This window comes from Streptomyces misionensis, assembly GCF_007896895.1.
In the GTDB taxonomy this organism is placed as follows: Bacteria; Actinomycetota; Actinomycetes; order Streptomycetales; family Streptomycetaceae; genus Streptomyces; species Streptomyces misionensis_A.
Window position 1 is genome coordinate 1 of sequence record NZ_VOGW01000047.1, and the last position, 18,564, is coordinate 18,564.

Annotated in this window: 2 protein-coding genes; both read left to right on the top strand. The window is 73.7% G+C overall.

The annotated features are described in order from the left end of the window. Positions 1-13,307: type I polyketide synthase (locus tag FRZ03_RS08340; protein ID WP_261398727.1), on the top strand; the 13,307-nt coding region annotated here is incomplete at its 5' end. A 71-nt stretch (positions 13,308-13,378) separates the two neighbouring features. Further along, on the top strand, positions 13,379-18,564 hold a 5,186-nt coding region (locus tag FRZ03_RS08345), incomplete at its 3' end, for a type I polyketide synthase (protein ID WP_146464528.1).

The following is an 18,564-nucleotide window of genomic DNA, read 5'->3' on the forward strand; positions in this document are numbered from 1 at the left end:
TGGATGCCGAGGGTCTGAACCAGACGGGTTCGACCCAGCCGGCGTTGTTCGCGGTCGAGGTGGCGTTGTTCCGGCTGTTGGAGTCGTGGGGCGTCAGGCCGGATTACGTGGCCGGTCATTCGGTGGGGGAGGTCGCGGCCGCGCATGTGGCCGGGGTGTTGTCGCTTGAGGATGCGGCGAGGTTGGTGTCGGCGCGGGCCGCGTTGATGCAGGCGTTGCCTGTGGGTGGGGCGATGGTGGCGGTTCAGGCCACGGAGGACGAGATCCTGCCGTACCTGACCGACGAGGCGGGCGTCGCGGCGGTCAACGGTGCGCAGGCGGTGGTGATTTCCGGTGCCGAGGATGCCGTCCTGGCGGTCGCCGAGGTCTTCGCTCACGAGGGCCGTAAGACCTCCCGCTTGCAGGTCAGTCACGCGTTCCATTCGCCGTTGATGGAGGCGATGCTGGAGGAGTTCGCTGCGGTCGTCGGCGAGCTGGTCTTCAACGAGCCGCGGATTCCGGTCGTTTCGAATCTCACGGGCCGTCTGGCGGAGCCGTACACCCCGGAGTACTGGGTCCGGCACGTGCGCGAGGCGGTCCGTTTCGCGGACGGGATCGAGACCCTGCGCGAGCTGGGTGTCTCGACGTTCGTGGAGATCGGCCCCGGCGGAGTGCTGAGCGCTCTCGCCCAGGGCTGCGTGGACGACATCGTCACCGTCCCCGTCCTCCGCGCCGACCGTCCCGAACCACATGCGCTCATGCTCGCCCTCGGGCAGTTGCACGTGCACGGTTTCTCCCCGGACTGGCGGGCGCTGTTCCCCGGCGCCCGCCGCGTCGACCTGCCCACCTACCCCTTCCAGCGCGAGCGCCACTGGCTCGATGTCCCCCGGACGGCGACCGTCGGGGCTCCGGAGGACGCCGAGTTCTGGGAGTCGGTCGAGCGCGAGGACCCGGCCTCTCTCGGCGCGCTCCTGGGGCTGGAGCCCGCCGAACTGGACGTCGTCGCGCCCAAGTTGTCCGCCTGGCGCAGGCAGCGCCGCGAGCGGTCCGCCGTGGACGGCCGGCGGTACCGGATCACCTGGCAGCCGCTCGGCGGCACGGTCGGTGCCGTCCCCTCCGGGACCTGGCTCCACGTGGCCTCCGGGGAGACCGCCTGGACCGAGGAGATCCGCGTCGGGCTCACCGGATTGGGCCTGGCGCTCGTACCGTTCGCCATGGCCGAGGACACCGACCGCGACACGCTCGCCCGCGCACTGGCCGACGGCGGGTACGAGCGGATCGGCGGCATCCTGTTCGCCGCGCCACCGGGGGACGCGGGGGAGGACGCCCTCCAGCGGCTCGTCCTGCTCGTCCAGGCGCTCGGCGACGCCGGGATCGAGGCACCGCTGTGGTGCCTGACCAGCGGCGCGGTGTCGACCGGCCCGACGGACCCGCTGACCGACCCCGGCTCGGCCCTGCTCTGGGGCCTCGGCCGGATCGTCGCCCTGGAACAGCCGCAGCGGTGGGGCGGGCTCGTCGATCTGCCCGCCGAACCCGGGCCCCGCGCGCTGGAGCGACTGGCCGGCCTGCTGGGCCAGGCCGACGAGGACCAGCTCGCCGTACGCGCCTTCGGGGTCCGTGCCCGCCGCCTCGTCCGCGCCCCGCAGGGCACGGCACCGCGCGACGCACCCTGGTCACCGCGCGGCACCGTGCTCGTGACCGGTGGCACGGGGGTGCTGGGCGGGCACGTCGCCCGCTGGCTCGCCGGGGCCGGGGCCGAGCACCTCCTGCTCCTCAGCCGCCGGGGACCGGACGCCCCGGGCGCCACAGAACTCACGGCGGAGCTGGAGGAGTTGGGGGCGCGGGTCACCGTCGTCGCGTGCGACGCGGCCGACCGCGACGCGCTCGCCGGCCTGTTCGCCCGGCACCCCGTCGACGCCGTGGTGCACACCGCGGGCGTACTCGACGACGGCCTGGTTGAATCCCTCACGCCCGAGCGCCTTCACCACGTGCTGCGCCCCAAGGTGGACGCGGCACGCCATCTGCACGAACTGACCCGGGACCGCCCGGACCTCGACGCCTTCGTGCTCTTCTCCTCCATGACCGGTGTCTGGGGCAACGGCGGCCAAGGCGCCTACGGTGCCGCGAACGCCTTCCTGGACGCCCTCGCCGAGCACCGCCGGGCGCAGGGCCTGCCCGCGCTGGCCGTCGCCTGGGGGCCCTGGGCGGACGGCGGCATGGCCGACGGCGCCGCCGGCGACCACCTGCGGCGGCGCGGCGTACGGCCCATCGCCGCCCCGCCCTCGATCGCCGCACTGCACGGCGCGCTGACCCATGGCGAGACATCCCTGACCGTCGCGGACGTGGACTGGGACCGCTTCGTCCCGGCCTTCGCCGGACAGCGCCCCTCCCCGTTGCTGTACGGCGTTCCCGAGGCCCGCCAGGCACTCGAAGCACGAGCCCGGGACGCGCGAAACGCCGAGGTGCCCGCGTCCGCGCTGGTCCGGCGGCTCCTCGGCGCCACGCCGGGAGACCGGGCCCGCATGCTGCTGGACCTGGTCCGCGAGCAGGCCGCCACCGTGCTCGGCCACTCCGGCAGGGGCGCCTTCGACGCCGACCGGTCGTTCCGCGAGACCGGCTTCGACTCGCTCACCGCCGTCGAACTGCGCCACCGGCTCGGCACCGCCACCGGCCTCAAGCTGCCCACCACCCTGGTCTTCGACCATCCGACCCCCGCCGCCCTCGCACGTCACCTGGGCGAGGAACTCCTCGGCGGGTCCGGGCCGCCGGCGGACGCCGTGCGGGCGACGGCCGTCGCCGCGGCCGACGAGTCCCTCGCGATCGTCGGCATGAGCTGCCGCTTCCCCGGCGGCGCGCGGTCACCGGAAGAGCTGTGGGAGCTGCTGAGTTCCGGCCGGGACGCGATGTCGGGTTTCCCCACCGACCGGGGCTGGGACATCGACGCGCTCTACGACCCCGATCCGGACCGGCCCGGCAAGACGTACGTCCGCGAGGGCGGCTTCCTCCATGACGCGGCGGCCTTCGACGCCGGACTCTTCGGGATCTCGCCGCGTGAGGCGCTGGCGATGGACCCGCAGCAGCGGCTGCTGCTGGAGACGGCGTGGGAGGTGTTCGAACGCGCCGGCATCGCCCCGGCGTCCGTCCGAGGCAGTCGCACCGGCGTCTTCATCGGCACCAACGGTCAGGACTACGCCAACGGGCTGCGCAACGCGCCCGAGGGGATCGAGGGGTACGCGCTCACCGGCAAGGCGGCCTCGGTCGTCTCCGGACGCCTCTCCTACACGTTCGGTCTCGAAGGCCCGGCGGTCACGGTCGACACGGCCTGCTCCTCGTCGCTCGTCGCGCTGCATCTCGCCGCGCAGGCCCTGCAGGGCGGCGAGTGCACGCTGGCCCTGGTCGGCGGCGTCACCGTGATGACCACGCCGGACCTGTTCGTGGAGTTCAGCCGGCAGCGGGGGCTGTCGCCGGACGGGCGGTGCAGGGCGTTCGCGGCGGGTGCGGACGGCACGGGGTGGGGTGAGGGTGTGGGCCTGCTGCTGGTGGAGCGGTTGTCGGACGCCCGCCGTAACGGGCACCGGGTGCTGGCGGTGGTGCGGGGCAGTGCGGTGAACCAGGACGGTGCGTCGAACGGTCTGACCGCGCCCAGTGGTCCTGCGCAGCAGCGGGTGATCCGGCAGGCGCTGGCCTCGGCCGGGCTGGCTCCGGCGGACGTGGATGCCGTCGAGGCCCATGGCACGGGCACCCGCCTCGGTGACCCGATCGAGGCCCAGGCACTCCTCGCCACGTACGGCCGGGAACACTCCGACGACCAGCCTGTATGGCTCGGCTCGGTCAAGTCCAACATCGGCCACACACAGGCCGCCGCGGGCGTGGCCGGGGTGATCAAGATGGTGCTGGCGATGCGGCACGGGGTGCTCCCGCCGACCCTGCACGTGGACGAGCCGACCCCGCACGTGGACTGGTCGGCGGGGGCCGTTCGGCTGCTGACCGAGCCGGTGCCCTGGCCCCCCACCGCGCGGACCCGCCGGGCCGCGGTCTCGTCCTTCGGTATCGGCGGCACCAACGCTCATACGATCATCGAAGAGGCGCCCCCCACGGCGGCGGCCCAGCCGGCCGGGGAACACCGCCCGGTGCCGGTGCCGGTGCCGGTGCCGGTGCCGGTGCCCGTGCCGTGGGTGCTGTCGGCGAAGAGCGAGGTGGCACTGCGGGCCCAGGCGGAGCGCCTGCTGGCCTTCGCCACCGACGACGTCTCGCCCGTCGACACCGGATTCTCCTCGGCCACGACACGGTCGGCACTGGAACACCGGGCCGCGGTGATCGGCACCGAACCGGCCGAGCTGCGGGCCGGACTGGCGGCCCTCGCGGCCGGTGAACCGGCGGGGACCGTCGTCTCCGGGCGCGCTCACCAGGCGGGCAAGGTCGGGTTCTTGTTCTCGGGGCAGGGGTCGCAGCGGCTGGGCATGGGGCGTGGGTTGTACGCGTCGTATCCGGTGTTCGCGGCGGCGTACGACGAGGTGTGTGCGTTGCTGGAAGCTCCGGTCGATGTGGATGCCGAGTCGCTGCACCAGACCGGTTGCGCGCAGCCGGCGTTGTTCGCGGTCGAGGTGGCGTTGTTCCGGCTGTTGGAGTCGTGGGGCGTCAGGCCGGATTACGTGGCCGGTCATTCCGTCGGCGAGATCGCGGCTGCTCATGTGGCGGGTGTGTTGTCGCTTGAGGATGCGGCGAGGCTGGTGTCGGCGCGGGCCGCGTTGATGCAGGCGTTGCCTTCCGGTGGGGTGATGGTGGCGGTTCAGGCGACCGAGGACGAGGTGCTGCCGCATCTCACCGAACGGGTCGGTGTCGCGGCCGTCAACGGCCCCCGGGCCCTTGTGATTTCCGGCGCCGAGGACGCGGTGCTGACGATCGCCGACACCTTCGCGCGACAGGGTCGCAAGACCACTCGTCTGCAGGTCAGCCACGCGTTCCATTCGCCGTTGATGGAGGCGATGTTGGAGGAGTTCGCTGCGGTCGTCGGCGAGCTGGTCTTCAACGAGCCGCGGATTCCGGTGATTTCGAATCTCACGGGTCGCCTTGCGGAGCCGTACACCCCGGAGTACTGGGTCCGGCACGTGCGCGAGGCGGTCCGTTTCGCGGACGGGATCGAGACCCTGCGCGGGCTGGGTGTGACGACGTTCGTGGAGATCGGCCCCGGCGGAGTGCTGAGCGCTCTCGCCCAGGGCTGCGTGGATGACATCGTCACCGTCCCCGCACTCCGCTCCGACCGCCCCGAACCACAGGCGATCACGCTCGCCCTCGGGCAGTTGCACGTGTGCGGCGCCGAAGTGGACTGGCACGCCCTCTTCCCCGGTGCCCGCCGCGTCGACCTGCCCACCTACGCGTTCCAGCGCGAGCGCTACTGGCTCGACGCACCCGCCTCCGCCGGGGACATGCGTGCCGTGGGACAGGGCGAGGCCGGTCATCCGCTCCTCGGCGCCGCCGTGCCGCTGGCCGACGGTGACGGGCACCTGCTCACCGGGCGGCTCTCGGCGCGCACGCACCCGTGGCTGGCGGACCACGCCGTCGGCGGGGTCGCCCTGCTGCCGGGCACCGCGTTCGTCGAGCTGGCGCTCACCGCTGCCGACGCCGTGGGTTGCGACCTGCTGGAAGAACTGACGCTGGAGACACCGCTGCTCGTGCCCGAGCGCGGTGGCGTCGCCGTGCAGGTACGCGTCGGCGCCGACGACGGATCGGGCCGCAGGCCGCTGACCGTGCACTCGCGGCGGGACGACGAGGACGACTCCGCACGGGCATGGGTCCGGCACGCCTCCGGCTCGCTGACCGTCGCCACGGACCTGCCTCCGGTCGGCTCGCTCGCCGCGTGGCCGCCCCTGGGCGCACAGCCGGTCGAGGTCGACGGGTTCTACGACCGCCTCGCCGGCATGGCGCTCGACTACGGCCCCCTCTTCCAGGGGCTGCGCGCCGCATGGCGGAACGGGGACGACTTCTTCGCGGAGGTCGAACTGCCGGACGCGGAGGGGACGGACGCGGGCGCCTACGGCCTGCACCCCGCCCTGTTCGACGCCGCCCTGCACAGCGTCTGGCTGGGCGAGGTCGAGCCCGAGGCCGGCACGGGGAACGGGCTGTTGCCGTTCGCCTGGAGCGGGGTGCGTCTGGTGGCTGCCGGTGTGTCCGGCCTGCGGGTGAAGGTCTCGCGCACCGGCACCGGCACGGTGTCGCTGCTGCTGGCCGACGGCGCCGGTGAACCGGTCGCCCAGGTCGACTCGTTGGCGCTGCGTCCGGTGTCCGCCGGCCAACTGCGTGCCGGTTCCGGCGGCGACGACGCGATTCTCGGCCTGGAGTGGATGCCGGTCGGCCTGCCGCCCGCGCCGGCCGGCATGAGGATCGAGACGTACGAGGATGTCACCGCCCTCCGGTCCGCCGCCCTGTCGACTGGGGCGGACGTGGACATGAACGTGGATGCGAGGGCGGACGCGGAGGCGGGTGCCGATGCCGATGTGGTGGTCGTGCCCTGCCCGACCGGGGCGGACGCGGACCTGGCCACCCGGGTCCGCGAGGTCACCCACGCCGTGCTGGAGCTGTTGCGGTGGTGGCTGGCCGAGGAACGTCCGGCGCGGCTGGTCCTCGTGCTGCGCACGGGAGACCTCGCCCAGTCCGCGGTCCACGGACTGGTGCGCTCGGCGCAGACCGAGAACCCCGACCGCGTGATGCTGGTCGAGACCCCCGGCGGGGCCGATGCCGACGGCCGACTCGGCCGGGTGCTGCCCGGCCTGATCGCATCGGGCGAGCCGCAGGCCCGGGTGGGTTCGGACGGTGAGCTACGAGTGCCGAGGCTGGTCCGTGTCGTCGCGCCGGACACGCGGCCGGAGCTGCCCGACCTCGGCTCGGGGACCGTCCTGCTGACCGGCGCCTCGGGCGGCCTCGGCGGACTGCTCGCCCGGCATCTGGTCGCCGAGCACGGCGTCCGCAGCCTGCTGCTCGTCAGCCGCCGCGGCGGCGACGCGCCCGGCGCCGCCGGACTCACCGCCGAACTGGCCGCGCAGGGCGCCGACATCACCTGGGCCGCATGCGACGTGGCCGACCGCGACGCCGTCCGCGCGCTCCTGTCCGGGACTGGGCAGAGCCTGTCCGCGATCGTCCACACCGCCGGCGTCCTGGACGACGGAGTCATCGGCTCGCTGACCCCCGAGCGGCTGGACGCCGTGTTCCGCCCGAAGGTGGACGCGGCACTGAACCTGCACGATCTGACGGCCGAACTCTGCGACGGCCCAGCCGCGTTCGTCCTCTTCTCCTCGGTGGCGGGCACCCTGGGCACACCGGGCCAAGGGAGTTACGCCGCGGCCAACAGCTTCCTCGACGCCCTCGCCGAACACCGCCGTGCGGCGGGCTTGCGGGCCACGTCGCTGGCCTGGGGTCTGTGGGCGCAGGACAGCGACAGCACCATGACCGGGGGCCTCGACCACACCGATCTCACCCGCATCAAGCGCATGGGCCTCGCCGCCATCCCGGCGGACGCGGGACTGCGGCTGTTCGACGCGGCGCTGGGCGCGGGCCGGGCGGTGGTCGCCCCGCTGCGGTTGGACCTGGGCGGGTTGGGGGAGACGGTGCCGTCGGTGTTGCGCTCGCTGGTGCGGGTCGCGCCGGTGCGGCGTAGGGCGGGGAGTGTGCCGAAGGGGTCCCTGGGTGAGCGGCTGGCGGGGCTGCCGGGGGCCGAGCGCGAACGGGTGGTGCTGGACCTGGTGCGCACCGAGGTCGCTGCCGTGCTCGGCCACGCGGGCGCACGATCGGTCGGCACGGACGACCCGTTCAAGGACATCGGGTTCGACTCGCTGACGGCCGTCGAACTGCGCAACCGCCTCACGGCGGCCGTCGGCACGCGCCTGCCCGCCACCCTGGTCTTCGACCACCCGAGCCCGCTCGCCCTCGCCCGCTTCCTCACCGCCGAGGTCGCGGGCCCCGGCCAGGCGGCGGCAGCCGTGCCGGCGACCATCTCCGCGGCCACCGCGGCGGCGGACGAGCCCCTCGCCATCGTCGGCATGGCCTGCCGCTACCCCGGCGGCGTCCAGACCCCCGAGGACCTGTGGCAGTTGGTGCTCACCGGACGTGACGCCGTCTCGGGCTTTCCCGAGGACCGCGGCTGGGACGTCGAGAACCTCTACGACCCCGACCCCGAGCAGTGGGGCACCAGTTACACCCGCGAGGGCGGCTTCCTCCATGACGCGGCGGACTTCGACGCCGAGTTCTTCGGGATCTCGCCGCGTGAGGCGCTGGCGATGGACCCGCAGCAGCGGCTGCTGCTGGAGACGGCGTGGGAGGCGTTCGAGCGGGCCGGGATCGACCCGGCGACGGCGCGTGGCAGCCGTACCGGTGTGTTCGCCGGGGTGATGTACCACGACTACGGCGGACGGCTGCGCACCTCGCCAGCCGGACTGGAGGGCTATCTCGTCAACGGCAGCGCGGGCAGCGTCGCTTCGGGACGCGTCTCCTACACCTTCGGGCTTGAGGGTCCGGCGGTCACGGTGGACACGGCGTGCTCGTCCTCGCTGGTGGCGCTGCACCTGGCCGCCCAGGCGCTGCGCGGCGGCGAGTGCACGATGGCCCTCGTCGGCGGTGTCACGGTGATGGCGGGCCCGTCCGTGTTCGTGGAGTTCAGCCGTCAGCGTGGGCTGGCTCCGGATGGGCGGTGCAAGGCGTTCGGTGCGGGTGCGGACGGTACGGGGTGGGCCGAGGGTGCGGGCATGCTGCTGGTGGAGCGGCTGTCGGACGCCCGTCGGAACGGGCACCGGGTGCTGGCGGTGGTGCGGGGTACGGCGGTGAACCAGGACGGTGCGTCGAACGGCCTGACGGCACCCAACGGGCCTTCCCAGCAGCGGGTGATTCGGCAGGCGCTGGCGAACGCGGGTCTGTCCTCGGACCAGGTGGACGCGGTGGAGGCGCACGGTACGGGCACGCAGCTGGGCGATCCGATCGAGGCGCAGGCGCTGCTGGCGACCTACGGGCGGGAGCGGCCGGAGGGACAGCCGTTGTGGCTGGGTTCGTTGAAGTCGAACATCGGGCATGCGCAGGCCGCCGCGGGTGTCGGCGGGATCATCAAGATGGTGATGGCGATGCGGCACGGCGTGCTGCCCCGCACCCTGCACGCGGACGAACCGACGCCGCATGTGGACTGGTCGGCCGGTGCGGTACGACTGCTGACCGAGGCCGTGGAGTGGCCCGCGGACGACGGACCGCGCCGAGCCGCCGTGTCGTCCTTCGGCATCAGCGGCACCAACGCCCATGTGATCGTGGAACAGGCTCCGGACGCGGCGGAGTTGCCACCCGCTCCCGACTCCGGCGAGGTCGTGCCGTGGGTGCTGTCCGGCCGCACGGAGGCGGCGCTACGGGCCCAGGCGAGGCGCCTGCTGTCCATGGCCCCGGACACGGAGTCGCGGCCGGCCGACATCGGCTTCTCGCTCGCCGCCACCCGCTCGGCCATGGAGCACCGGGCCGGCGTGGTGGGAGAGAACCGTGACGAACTCCTCGAAGGACTTCGCGCGTTGGCCGCAGGGGCGCCGTCCCCCCGGCTCGTCCTGGGCGAACCGGCCGCCAGGGGGAAGACCGGGTTCTTGTTCTCGGGGCAGGGGTCGCAGCGGCTGGGTATGGGGCGTGGGTTGTACGCGTCGTATCCGGTGTTCGCGGCGGCGTACGACGAGGTGTGTGGCCTTCTGGAAGCCCCGGTCGATGTGGACTCCGAGGGGCTGCACGAGACGGGTTCGGCGCAGCCCGCGTTGTTTGCCGTCGAGGTGGCGTTGTTCCGGCTGTTGGAGTCGTGGGGCGTCAGGCCGGATTACGTGGCGGGGCATTCGGTGGGGGAGGTCGCGGCCGCTCATGTGGCCGGGGTGTTGTCGCTTGAGGATGCGGCGAGGCTGGTGTCGGCGCGGGCCGCGTTGATGCAGGCGCTGCCCGTTGGCGGGGCGATGGTGGCGGTTCAGGCCACGGAGGACGAGATCCTGCCCCACCTGATGGACGGGGTGGGTGTCGCGGCGGTCAACGGGTCGCGGTCGGTGGTGATTTCCGGCACCGAGGATGCCGTCCTGGCGGTCGCCGAGGTCTTCGCTCACGAGGGTCGAAAGACGTCTCGACTGAAGGTCAGTCACGCGTTCCATTCGCGGTTGATGGAGCCGATGTTGGAGGAGTTCGCCGCGGTCGTCGGCGAGCTGTCCTTCAGCGAGCCGCGGATTCCGGTCGTTTCGAATCTCACGGGCCGATTGGCGGAGCCGTACACCCCGGAGTACTGGGTCCGGCACGTGCGCGAGGCGGTCCGTTTCGGAGACGGTGTCGAGACCCTGCGCGAGCTGGGTGTGACGACGTTCGTGGAGATCGGCCCCGGCGGAGTGCTGAGCGCTCTCGCCCAGGGCTGCGTGGACGACATCGTCACCGTCCCCGTCCTCCGCGCCGACCGCCCCGAGCCGCGGGCCGTCGTCGCCGCGCTCGCCGAACTGCACGTGCGCGGGGCCGAAGTGGACTGGCACGCCTTCTTCCCCGGCGCCCGCCGCGTCGACCTGCCCACGTACGCGTTCCAGTACGAGCGCTTCTGGCTCGACGCCCCCGAGGAGTTCACCGGCGCGGACGCCGCCACCGGTCTCGGGCTGGGTGCGGCGGGGCACCCGTTGGCCGGGGCGGTGGTCGCACTGCCCGGTGCCGGCGGATTCCTGGTCACCGGGCGGATCGCGCTCAGGACGCACCCCTGGCTCGCCGACCACACGGTGATGGGCAGCGTGCTGCTGCCGGGCACCGCGCTCGTGGAGCTGGCGGTGCGCGCGGCTGACGAGGTCGGTTGCGCACAGGTCGAGGACCTGACGCTGGAGGCGCCGCTGGTCGTTCCGGAGCGCGGCGGAGTGGCCGTACAGGTGTGGGTCGGGGCCGAGGAGGAGCCGGGCAGGCGGGCGCTGAGCGTGCACGCCCGAGCGGAGGACGCCCCCGACGACGCACCGTGGGTGCGGCACGCGGTCGGCTTCCTCAGGGAGGAGCTGCCCGAGCCGCCGCACGGCACGGATCTCGGCGCGTGGCCGCCGGCCGGTGCAGAGGCCGTCGATCTGACGGCGTTCTACGAGCGCATGGAAGGGCTGGGCCTGGGCTACGGCCCGGTCTTTCGCGGCCTGCGGTCGGTGTGGCGCAGCGGCGACGACGTCCTCGCCGAGGTCGCCCTCCCCGAGGGCACGGAGGCGGGCGCGTTCGCCGTGCACCCGGCGCTGCTGGACGTGGCGCTCCACGCGATCGGCGCGGGCGGGCTGGTTCCCGTCGGCGACGGGCCCCTGCTGCCCTTCGCCTGGTCCGAGGTGGGCGTCCGTGCCGCCGGGGCGACGGCGCTGCGGGTCAAGGTGTCCCGGACCGGCACCGACGCGGTGTCGCTGACCGTGGCCGACGCCTCCGGTGCTCTGGTGGCCACGGCCGGCTCGCTGTCGCTGCGGCCGGTGTCGCGCGAGCAACTGCGCGCGGCGGCCGGTTCCGGCAGGAGTGCCGACGACGCGCTGTTCGCCCTCGCATGGCAGCCCGCGACCCTCACGGAGACCGCCGCCGTGCTCGACGTACGGTGCTACGCCGACCTGGCCGCGCTGTCGGCCGAGCCGGACCTGCCCGATGTCGCCGTGGTCGCGGCCGTACCGGGGCCGGCGGGGCTCGGTGCCGAGGCCGCCGATCGTGTGCACGGCGTCACGAGTGAGACCTTGGCGCTGTTGCAATGGTGGTTGGCGGATGAGCGCCCGGGACGCCTGGCGCTGGTGACGCGTCCGGATGATCTGGCGCATGCCGCGGTGCGGGGGCTGGTGCGGTCGGCGCAGTCGGAGCATCCGGACCGGATCGTGCTGGCGGAGGCCGAGGACACCGACCAGGTGGTCGGGGTACTGCCCGCCGTACTCGCCTCGGGTGAGCCGCAGTTCGCGGTCCGCGACGGTGAGGTCCGTGTGCCGCGCCTGGTGAAGGACACCGGGACCGGCACCGGCGCCCCTGACCTGACCGGGGGAACGGTCCTCGTGACCGGAGCCTCCGGAGCGTTGGGCGCGCTCGTCGCCCGGCATCTGGTGGCCGAGCACAAGGTGCGCCGGCTCCTGCTGGCGAGCCGCCGGGGCGCGGACGCGCCCGGCGCGGCGGAGTTGGCGGCCGAACTCGCCGCATCGGGCGCCGTGGTGCGCTGGGCGGCCTGCGACGTGGCCGACCGGGACGTCCTCGCCGAGGTGCTGTCCGGCGTCCCCTTGACCGCCGTGGTGCACACGGCCGGCGTGCTCGACGACGGGGTGGTCGCCTCGATCACCCCGGAGCGCATGAGAGAGGTCTTCCGCCCCAAGGTGGACGCCGCGCTCAACCTGCACGAGTGCACCCGGGAGAGGGACTTGGCCGCCTTCGTGGTGTTCTCGTCCGTCGCGGGGGTGATCGGAAGCGCCGGCCAGGCGAGCTACGCGGCGGCGAACTCCTTCCTCGACGCCTTCTCGGCGTACCGGCGCCGCGCGGGGCTGCCCGCCACCTCGCTGGCGTGGGGGGTGTGGGAGCAGGCCGGTGCGATGACGGACGGCCTCGCCGGGGCCGACCGGGCGCGGATGACGCGCAGCGGAGTGCTGCCGCTGCCACCGCAGGAGGGGCTGCGGCTGTTCGACGCGGCACTCGCCTCGGACGCGCCGGCGCTCGCCCCGGCCCGGATCGACACCGGGGCGCTGCGCGCCGGTGAGACACCGCCGGTGCTCCGCGCCCTCGCGCCGGGCGCCGCCGCCCGCAGGACCGCGCGGACCGCCACCGCCCCTGCCGCCTCCACCGCATCGACCACGGAGCCGCTGCCGGAGCGCCTGGCGGGGCTGTCGCCGGCCGAGCGGGAGAAGACCGTGCTGGACCTGGTGCGGGCCGAGGTGGCCGTCGTGCTGGGGCACGCGTCGGATCGTACGGTCCGGCCGGAACACGCGTTCCAGGACCTGGGCTTCGACTCCCTCACGGCCGTCGAACTGCGCAACCGGCTGAACAAAGCCACCGGACTGCGGCTCCCCGCGACACTGGTATTCGATTATCCGACACCCGCTCTGCTCGCCCTCCATGTGTGCGCGGAGACGGCGGACGCGGCCGAACCGGCCCTAGTGGATTCCCTACTTGCCGATCTGGAGCGGGTCGAACAAGAATTGGTCACGAAGTTGTCGGAGAGTCGAGCGCGCGACCTGATCCTGTCAAAGCTCCAGAACCTGTTGGCGGCCGCCGGTGCGTCCGGCAGGACGTCGGACCAGAACAGCCATGGTTCGGGCGGCAGTGATCTGGAATCGGCCACGGATGACGAAGTATTCGATCTGCTCGGCAAGGAATTCGGGATTTCCTGACCGCTCCGGCGCGTCCCGGTGCTCCTTTGTCGAATTCCGGTAAGTCTGCGCAGGGGTGAGGGACGATTTCGGTGGCCAACGAGGACAAGCTCCGTTATTTCCTGAAGCGAGTCACCGCGAACCTCCAGGAGACCCGGCGGCGCCTTCGCGACCACGAGGACGCCGCCGGGGAACCGGTGGCCATCATCGGTATGAGCTGCCGCTACCCCGGCGGCGTCGAGTCGCCCGAGGACCTCTGGGAGTTGGTCGCCGCCGGCCGCGACGCCGTCTCCGAGTTCCCCGCCGACCGCGGCTGGGACCTGGCGGCGCTCTACGACCCGGACCCGGACGCCCGCGGTGCCAGCTACGCCCGCGAGGGCGCGTTCCTGCGCGACCTGGCACGGTTCGACGCCGGGCTCTTCGGGATCTCGCCGCGCGAGGCGCTGGCGATGGACCCGCAGCAGCGGCTGCTGCTGGAGACGTCGTGGGAGCTGTTCGAGCGGGCCGGCATCGACGCCGCCTCGCTGGCGGGCAGCAGGACCGGCGTGTTCGCCGGCGTGATGAACCACGAGTTCCTCGCCGCCCTCCAGAACTCCGCCGAAGACCTGGAGGGTTATCTGGGCACGGGCACCTCCGGCAGTGTCGCCTCCGGCCGGCTGGCCTACACCTTCGGTCTCGAGGGCCCGGCCGTCACGGTCGACACGGCCTGCTCGTCGTCCCTGGTGGCCCTGCACCTGGCCGTCCAGTCGCTGCGCAGCGGCGAGTGCTCGCTGGCCGTCGCGGGCGGCGTCACCGCGATGGTCGGCCCCGCCACCTTCGTCGGGTTCAGCCGCCAGCGCGGACTGGCCCCCGACGGCCGCTGCAAGGCGTTCGCGGCCGGTGCCGACGGCACCGGCTGGGGCGAGGGCGTCGGCCTGCTGCTCGTGGAACGCCTCTCGGACGCCCGCCGCAACGGACACGAGGTCCTCGCGGTCGTCCGGGGCTCCGCCGTCAACCAGGACGGCGCGTCCAACGGCCTCACCGCACCCAACGGCCCCTCGCAGCAACGGGTGATCCGCCAGGCACTGGCCGCCGCCCGGCTGACCACCGCGCAGATCGACGCCGTGGAGGCACACGGCACGGGCACCCGGCTCGGCGACCCGATCGAGGCGCAGGCGCTCCTCGCGACGTACGGGCAGGGCCGTTCCGACGACAGGCCGCTGTGGCTCGGCTCGGTCAAGTCCAACATCGGTCACACCCAGGCCGCGGCCGGTGTCGCGGGCGTCATCAAGATGGTCATGGCCCTGCGCCACGGCGAACTGCCGCCCACGCTGCACGTCGACGCACCGTCCCCACACGTCGACTGGTCGGCGGGCGCGGTACGACTGCTCACCGAGCGCACCCCCTGGCCGATCTCGGACCAGCCGCGCCGGGCCGGCATCTCCTCCTTCGGGATCAGCGGCACCAACGCGCACACCATCATCGAGGAAGCCCCGTCGGCCGAGGCGTGCACGTCGGACACAGATGACACCGATGGCCCCGAAGCCTCGAAGGCCGAGGCGACCGGCGCCGAGGCCGTCGCCGCCCGGGCCGCGCGTCCGGCCGAGGGCGGACCGGTGCCCTGGGTGATCTCCGGCAAGACCGAACAGGCTCTGCGCGCACAGGCCGAACGCCTGCTGTCCCGCGCGGACGCCGAAGTCCCGCCATTCGACGTGGCGTTCTCACTCGCCGCGACGCGCACGGCCCTGGAACACCGCGCCGTGGTCCAGGGCGAGACCCCCGAGGAACTCGCCGAAGGACTGAGAGCCGTGGCCACCGGCTCCCCTTCCCCGGGCGTCGCGCGCGGCCTCGCCGGCAGCGGTGGGCGCATCGGGTTCCTCTTCTCCGGCCAGGGCTCGCAGCGGCTGGGCATGGGGCGTGGGTTGTACGCGTCGTATCCGGTGTTCGCGGCGGCGTACGACGAGGTGTGTGCACTGCTGGAAGCTCCGGTCGATGTGGATGCCGGGTCGCTGCACCAGACCGGTTGCGCGCAGCCCGCGTTGTTCGCGGTCGAGGTGGCCCTGTTCCGGTTACTGGAGTCGTGGGGCATCACGCCGGATTACGTGGCCGGTCACTCGGTCGGCGAGATCGCGGCCGCGCATGTGGCGGGTGTGCTGTCGCTTGAGGACGCGGCGAGGCTGGTGTCGGCACGGGCCGCGTTGATGCAGGCGTTGCCCGTTGGCGGGGCGATGGTCGCGGTCCAGGCCACCGAGGACGAGATCCGGCCGTACCTGACCGACGAGGTGGGAGTCGCAGCGGTCAACGGCCCCCGGTCCGTGGTGATCTCCGGCGTCGAGAATGCCGTCCTGGCGGTCGCCGGGGTCTTCGCTCAAGCGGGCCGTAAGACGTCTCGCCTGAAGGTCAGCCACGCGTTCCATTCGCCGTTGATGGAGCCGATGCTGGAGGAGTTCGCCGCGGTCGTCGGCGAGCTGTCCTTCAGCGAGCCGCGGATTCCGGTCGTTTCGAATCTCACGGGCCGATTGGCGGAGCCGTACACCCTGGAGTACTGGGTGCGGCACGTGCGCGAGGCGGTCCGTTTCGGAGACGGTGTCGAGACCCTGCGCGAGCTGGGCGTGACCACCTTCGTGGAGATCGGCCCCGGCGGAGTGCTGAGCGCTCTCGCCCAGGGCTGCGTGGACGACATCGTCACCGTCCCCGCACTCCACGCCGACCGCCCCGAGCGGACCGCACTCGTCGCCGCCGTCTCCGAACTGCACGTCCACGGCGTCTCCCCGGACTGGCACGCCTTCTTCCCCGGCGCCCGGCGCGTCGAACTGCCCACCTACGCCTTCCAGTACGAGCACTACTGGCTCGACAGCGCACCGGCCGCTCCCGGTGCCGTCCGGGCCGCCGGGCTGGGCTCGGCCGACCATCCCCTGCTGGCCGCCGCCGTCTCCCTCGCCGGTGGCGACGAGCGGCTGCTCACCGGCCGGCTGTCCCTGCGCACGCACCCGTGGCTGCGCGATCACGCCGTGTTCGGCACCGTGCTCCTGCCGGGCACCGCGTTCGTCGAACTGGCCCTGCGCGCCGCGGACGAGGCCGGCTGCGCACTGCTGGAGGACCTCACCCTCGAAGCACCCCTGGTGATGCCCGAGCAGGGCGGCGTCGCGGTCCAGGTGTGGATCGGCGCGGCCGACGACACCGGCCGCAGGCCGCTGACGGTGCACGCGCGCCCCGAGAAGGACACCGACCTGCCGTGGACGCGCCACGCGACCGGCTGCGCCGCCGGAAGCCCCACAGACATCACGAACAGCCCAGATCTCACAGGCAGCACAGGCAGCACAGGCATCACACGCAGCACAGGCTTCCCAGGCGGCGAAGGCGTCGTGGGCACCGCACTCACCGCCTGGCCCCCGCCGGGCTCCGCGCCGGTCGTCCTCGACGGCCACTACGACCGGCTGGCCGCCCTCGGTCTGGCCTACGGACCGGCGTTCCGCGGACTGCGAGGCGTCTGGCGTGCGGGCGAGGAGGTGTTCGCGGAGGTCGCCCTCCCCGACGGCACGGACGCCGGTTCCTTCCTCCTGCACCCGGCGCTGCTGGACGCCGCACTGCACGCGATCGGCGCGGGCGGCTCCTTCGTGGCCGCGGCGGACGGGCCGCTGCTGCCGTTCGCCTGGTCCGGGGTGACCGCGTACGCCACAGGCGCGTCCACCGTACGGGTCAGGCTCGCGCCGGCCGGTGCGGACGCGGTGTCCCTGACGGTGGCCGACGCCACCGGCGAGCCGGTGGCGTCCGTGGAGTCGCTGACCCTGCGTGCCCTGCCGGCCCGGCGGCTGCGCGAACGCTTTGCCGACGCGCTGTTCACCGTCGGGCCGGCGCCGCTGGCCCTGCCCGCCGACGGCGCGGACGGTCCGGCGGTCGCGTACGTCCCGGATCTCGCCGCGTGGGCGGAGACCGACGGGGCGGCGCGGCCCGATGCGGTCGTGGTGCCCTGCCCCGACGGCCCCGAAGGGGCGGGCGAGGCCGAGCGGGTCCGAGTGGTCACCACCGAGGTGCTGCGGCTGCTCCAACGCTGGTTCGCTGGTGAACGGACGTCGCGCCTGGTGCTGGTGGCGCGCCCCGACGACCTCGCGCACGCCGCGGCGGGCGGGCTGGTGCGCTCGGCCCAGGCGGAGCACCCCGGCCGGATCGTGCTGCTCGAGACCGACCGCCCGGACCAGGCCGCCGCGCTCGCGCTCGGTGTCGTACTCTCCGGCGAGCCCCACGTCGTCGTCCGGGCGGGTGAGCCGGGCGCACCGCGCCTGACCCGCGCCGGGTCCCCCACGACGGCGGACGAGCAGGCCCCCGTTCTCGGCACCGTGCTGCTCACCGGCGCATCCGGCGCGCTGGGCGGCACTCTCGCCCGGCACCTGGTGACCGGACACGGCGTCCGGCGGCTGCTCCTCGTCAGCCGCCGGGGCGAGGACGCCCCGGGCGCCGCGGAGCTGCTGACCGACCTCGCGGCACTCGGCGCCGAAGCCACGTGGGCCGCCTGCGACCTCGCCGACCGTGCCGCCCTCGCCCGGCTGCTGGCCACCACCCCCGTCGACTCCGTGGTGCACACCGCCGGCGTGCTCGACGACGGTGTGATCGCCGCGCTGACCGAGCGGCGGCTGGCCGCCGTCCTCGCGCCCAAGGCCGACGCCGTGCTCAACCTGGACGAACTCACCGGCCCGCGCACGGTGTTCGTGTTGTTCTCCTCCGCGGCGGGCGTCTTCGGCAACCCCGGGCAGGGCAACTACGCCGCGGCCAACGCCTTCCTCGACGCCTTCGCCCGGCGGCGCCGCGCCCAGGGGCGGCCCACCGTGTCGCTGGCATGGGGTCCCTGGGCGCAGGAGGGCACCATGGCCGACGCCCTCGACCAGGCGGGCAGGACCCGGATGGCGCGCTCCGGTGTCCTTCCGCTGTCCACCGAGGACGGCCTGCGCCTGTTCGACGCGGCGCTCGCCGCGGACGAGCCCGTGCTCGTACCGGCCCGCCTCGACACCACGGCCCTGCGCGACCCGGCGGCGGAAGCCGTACCGGCCCTGCTGCGCGGACTCGTCCCCGTCACCCCGCGCGGCACGGCGCGGCGCGCCGCCGCCGGCTCCCCGGTCGAACGGTTCGCCGGGCTGACCGGGGACGAGCGCGACGACGCCCTCCTGGAACTGGTGCGGGGTGAGGTCGCCGCCGTGCTCGGGCACTCCTCGCCCCGGGCCGTCCAGCCCACGCACGCCTTCCAGGACCTGGGCTTCGACTCGCTGACCGCGGTGGAGCTGCGCAACCGGCTGGCCACCGCCAC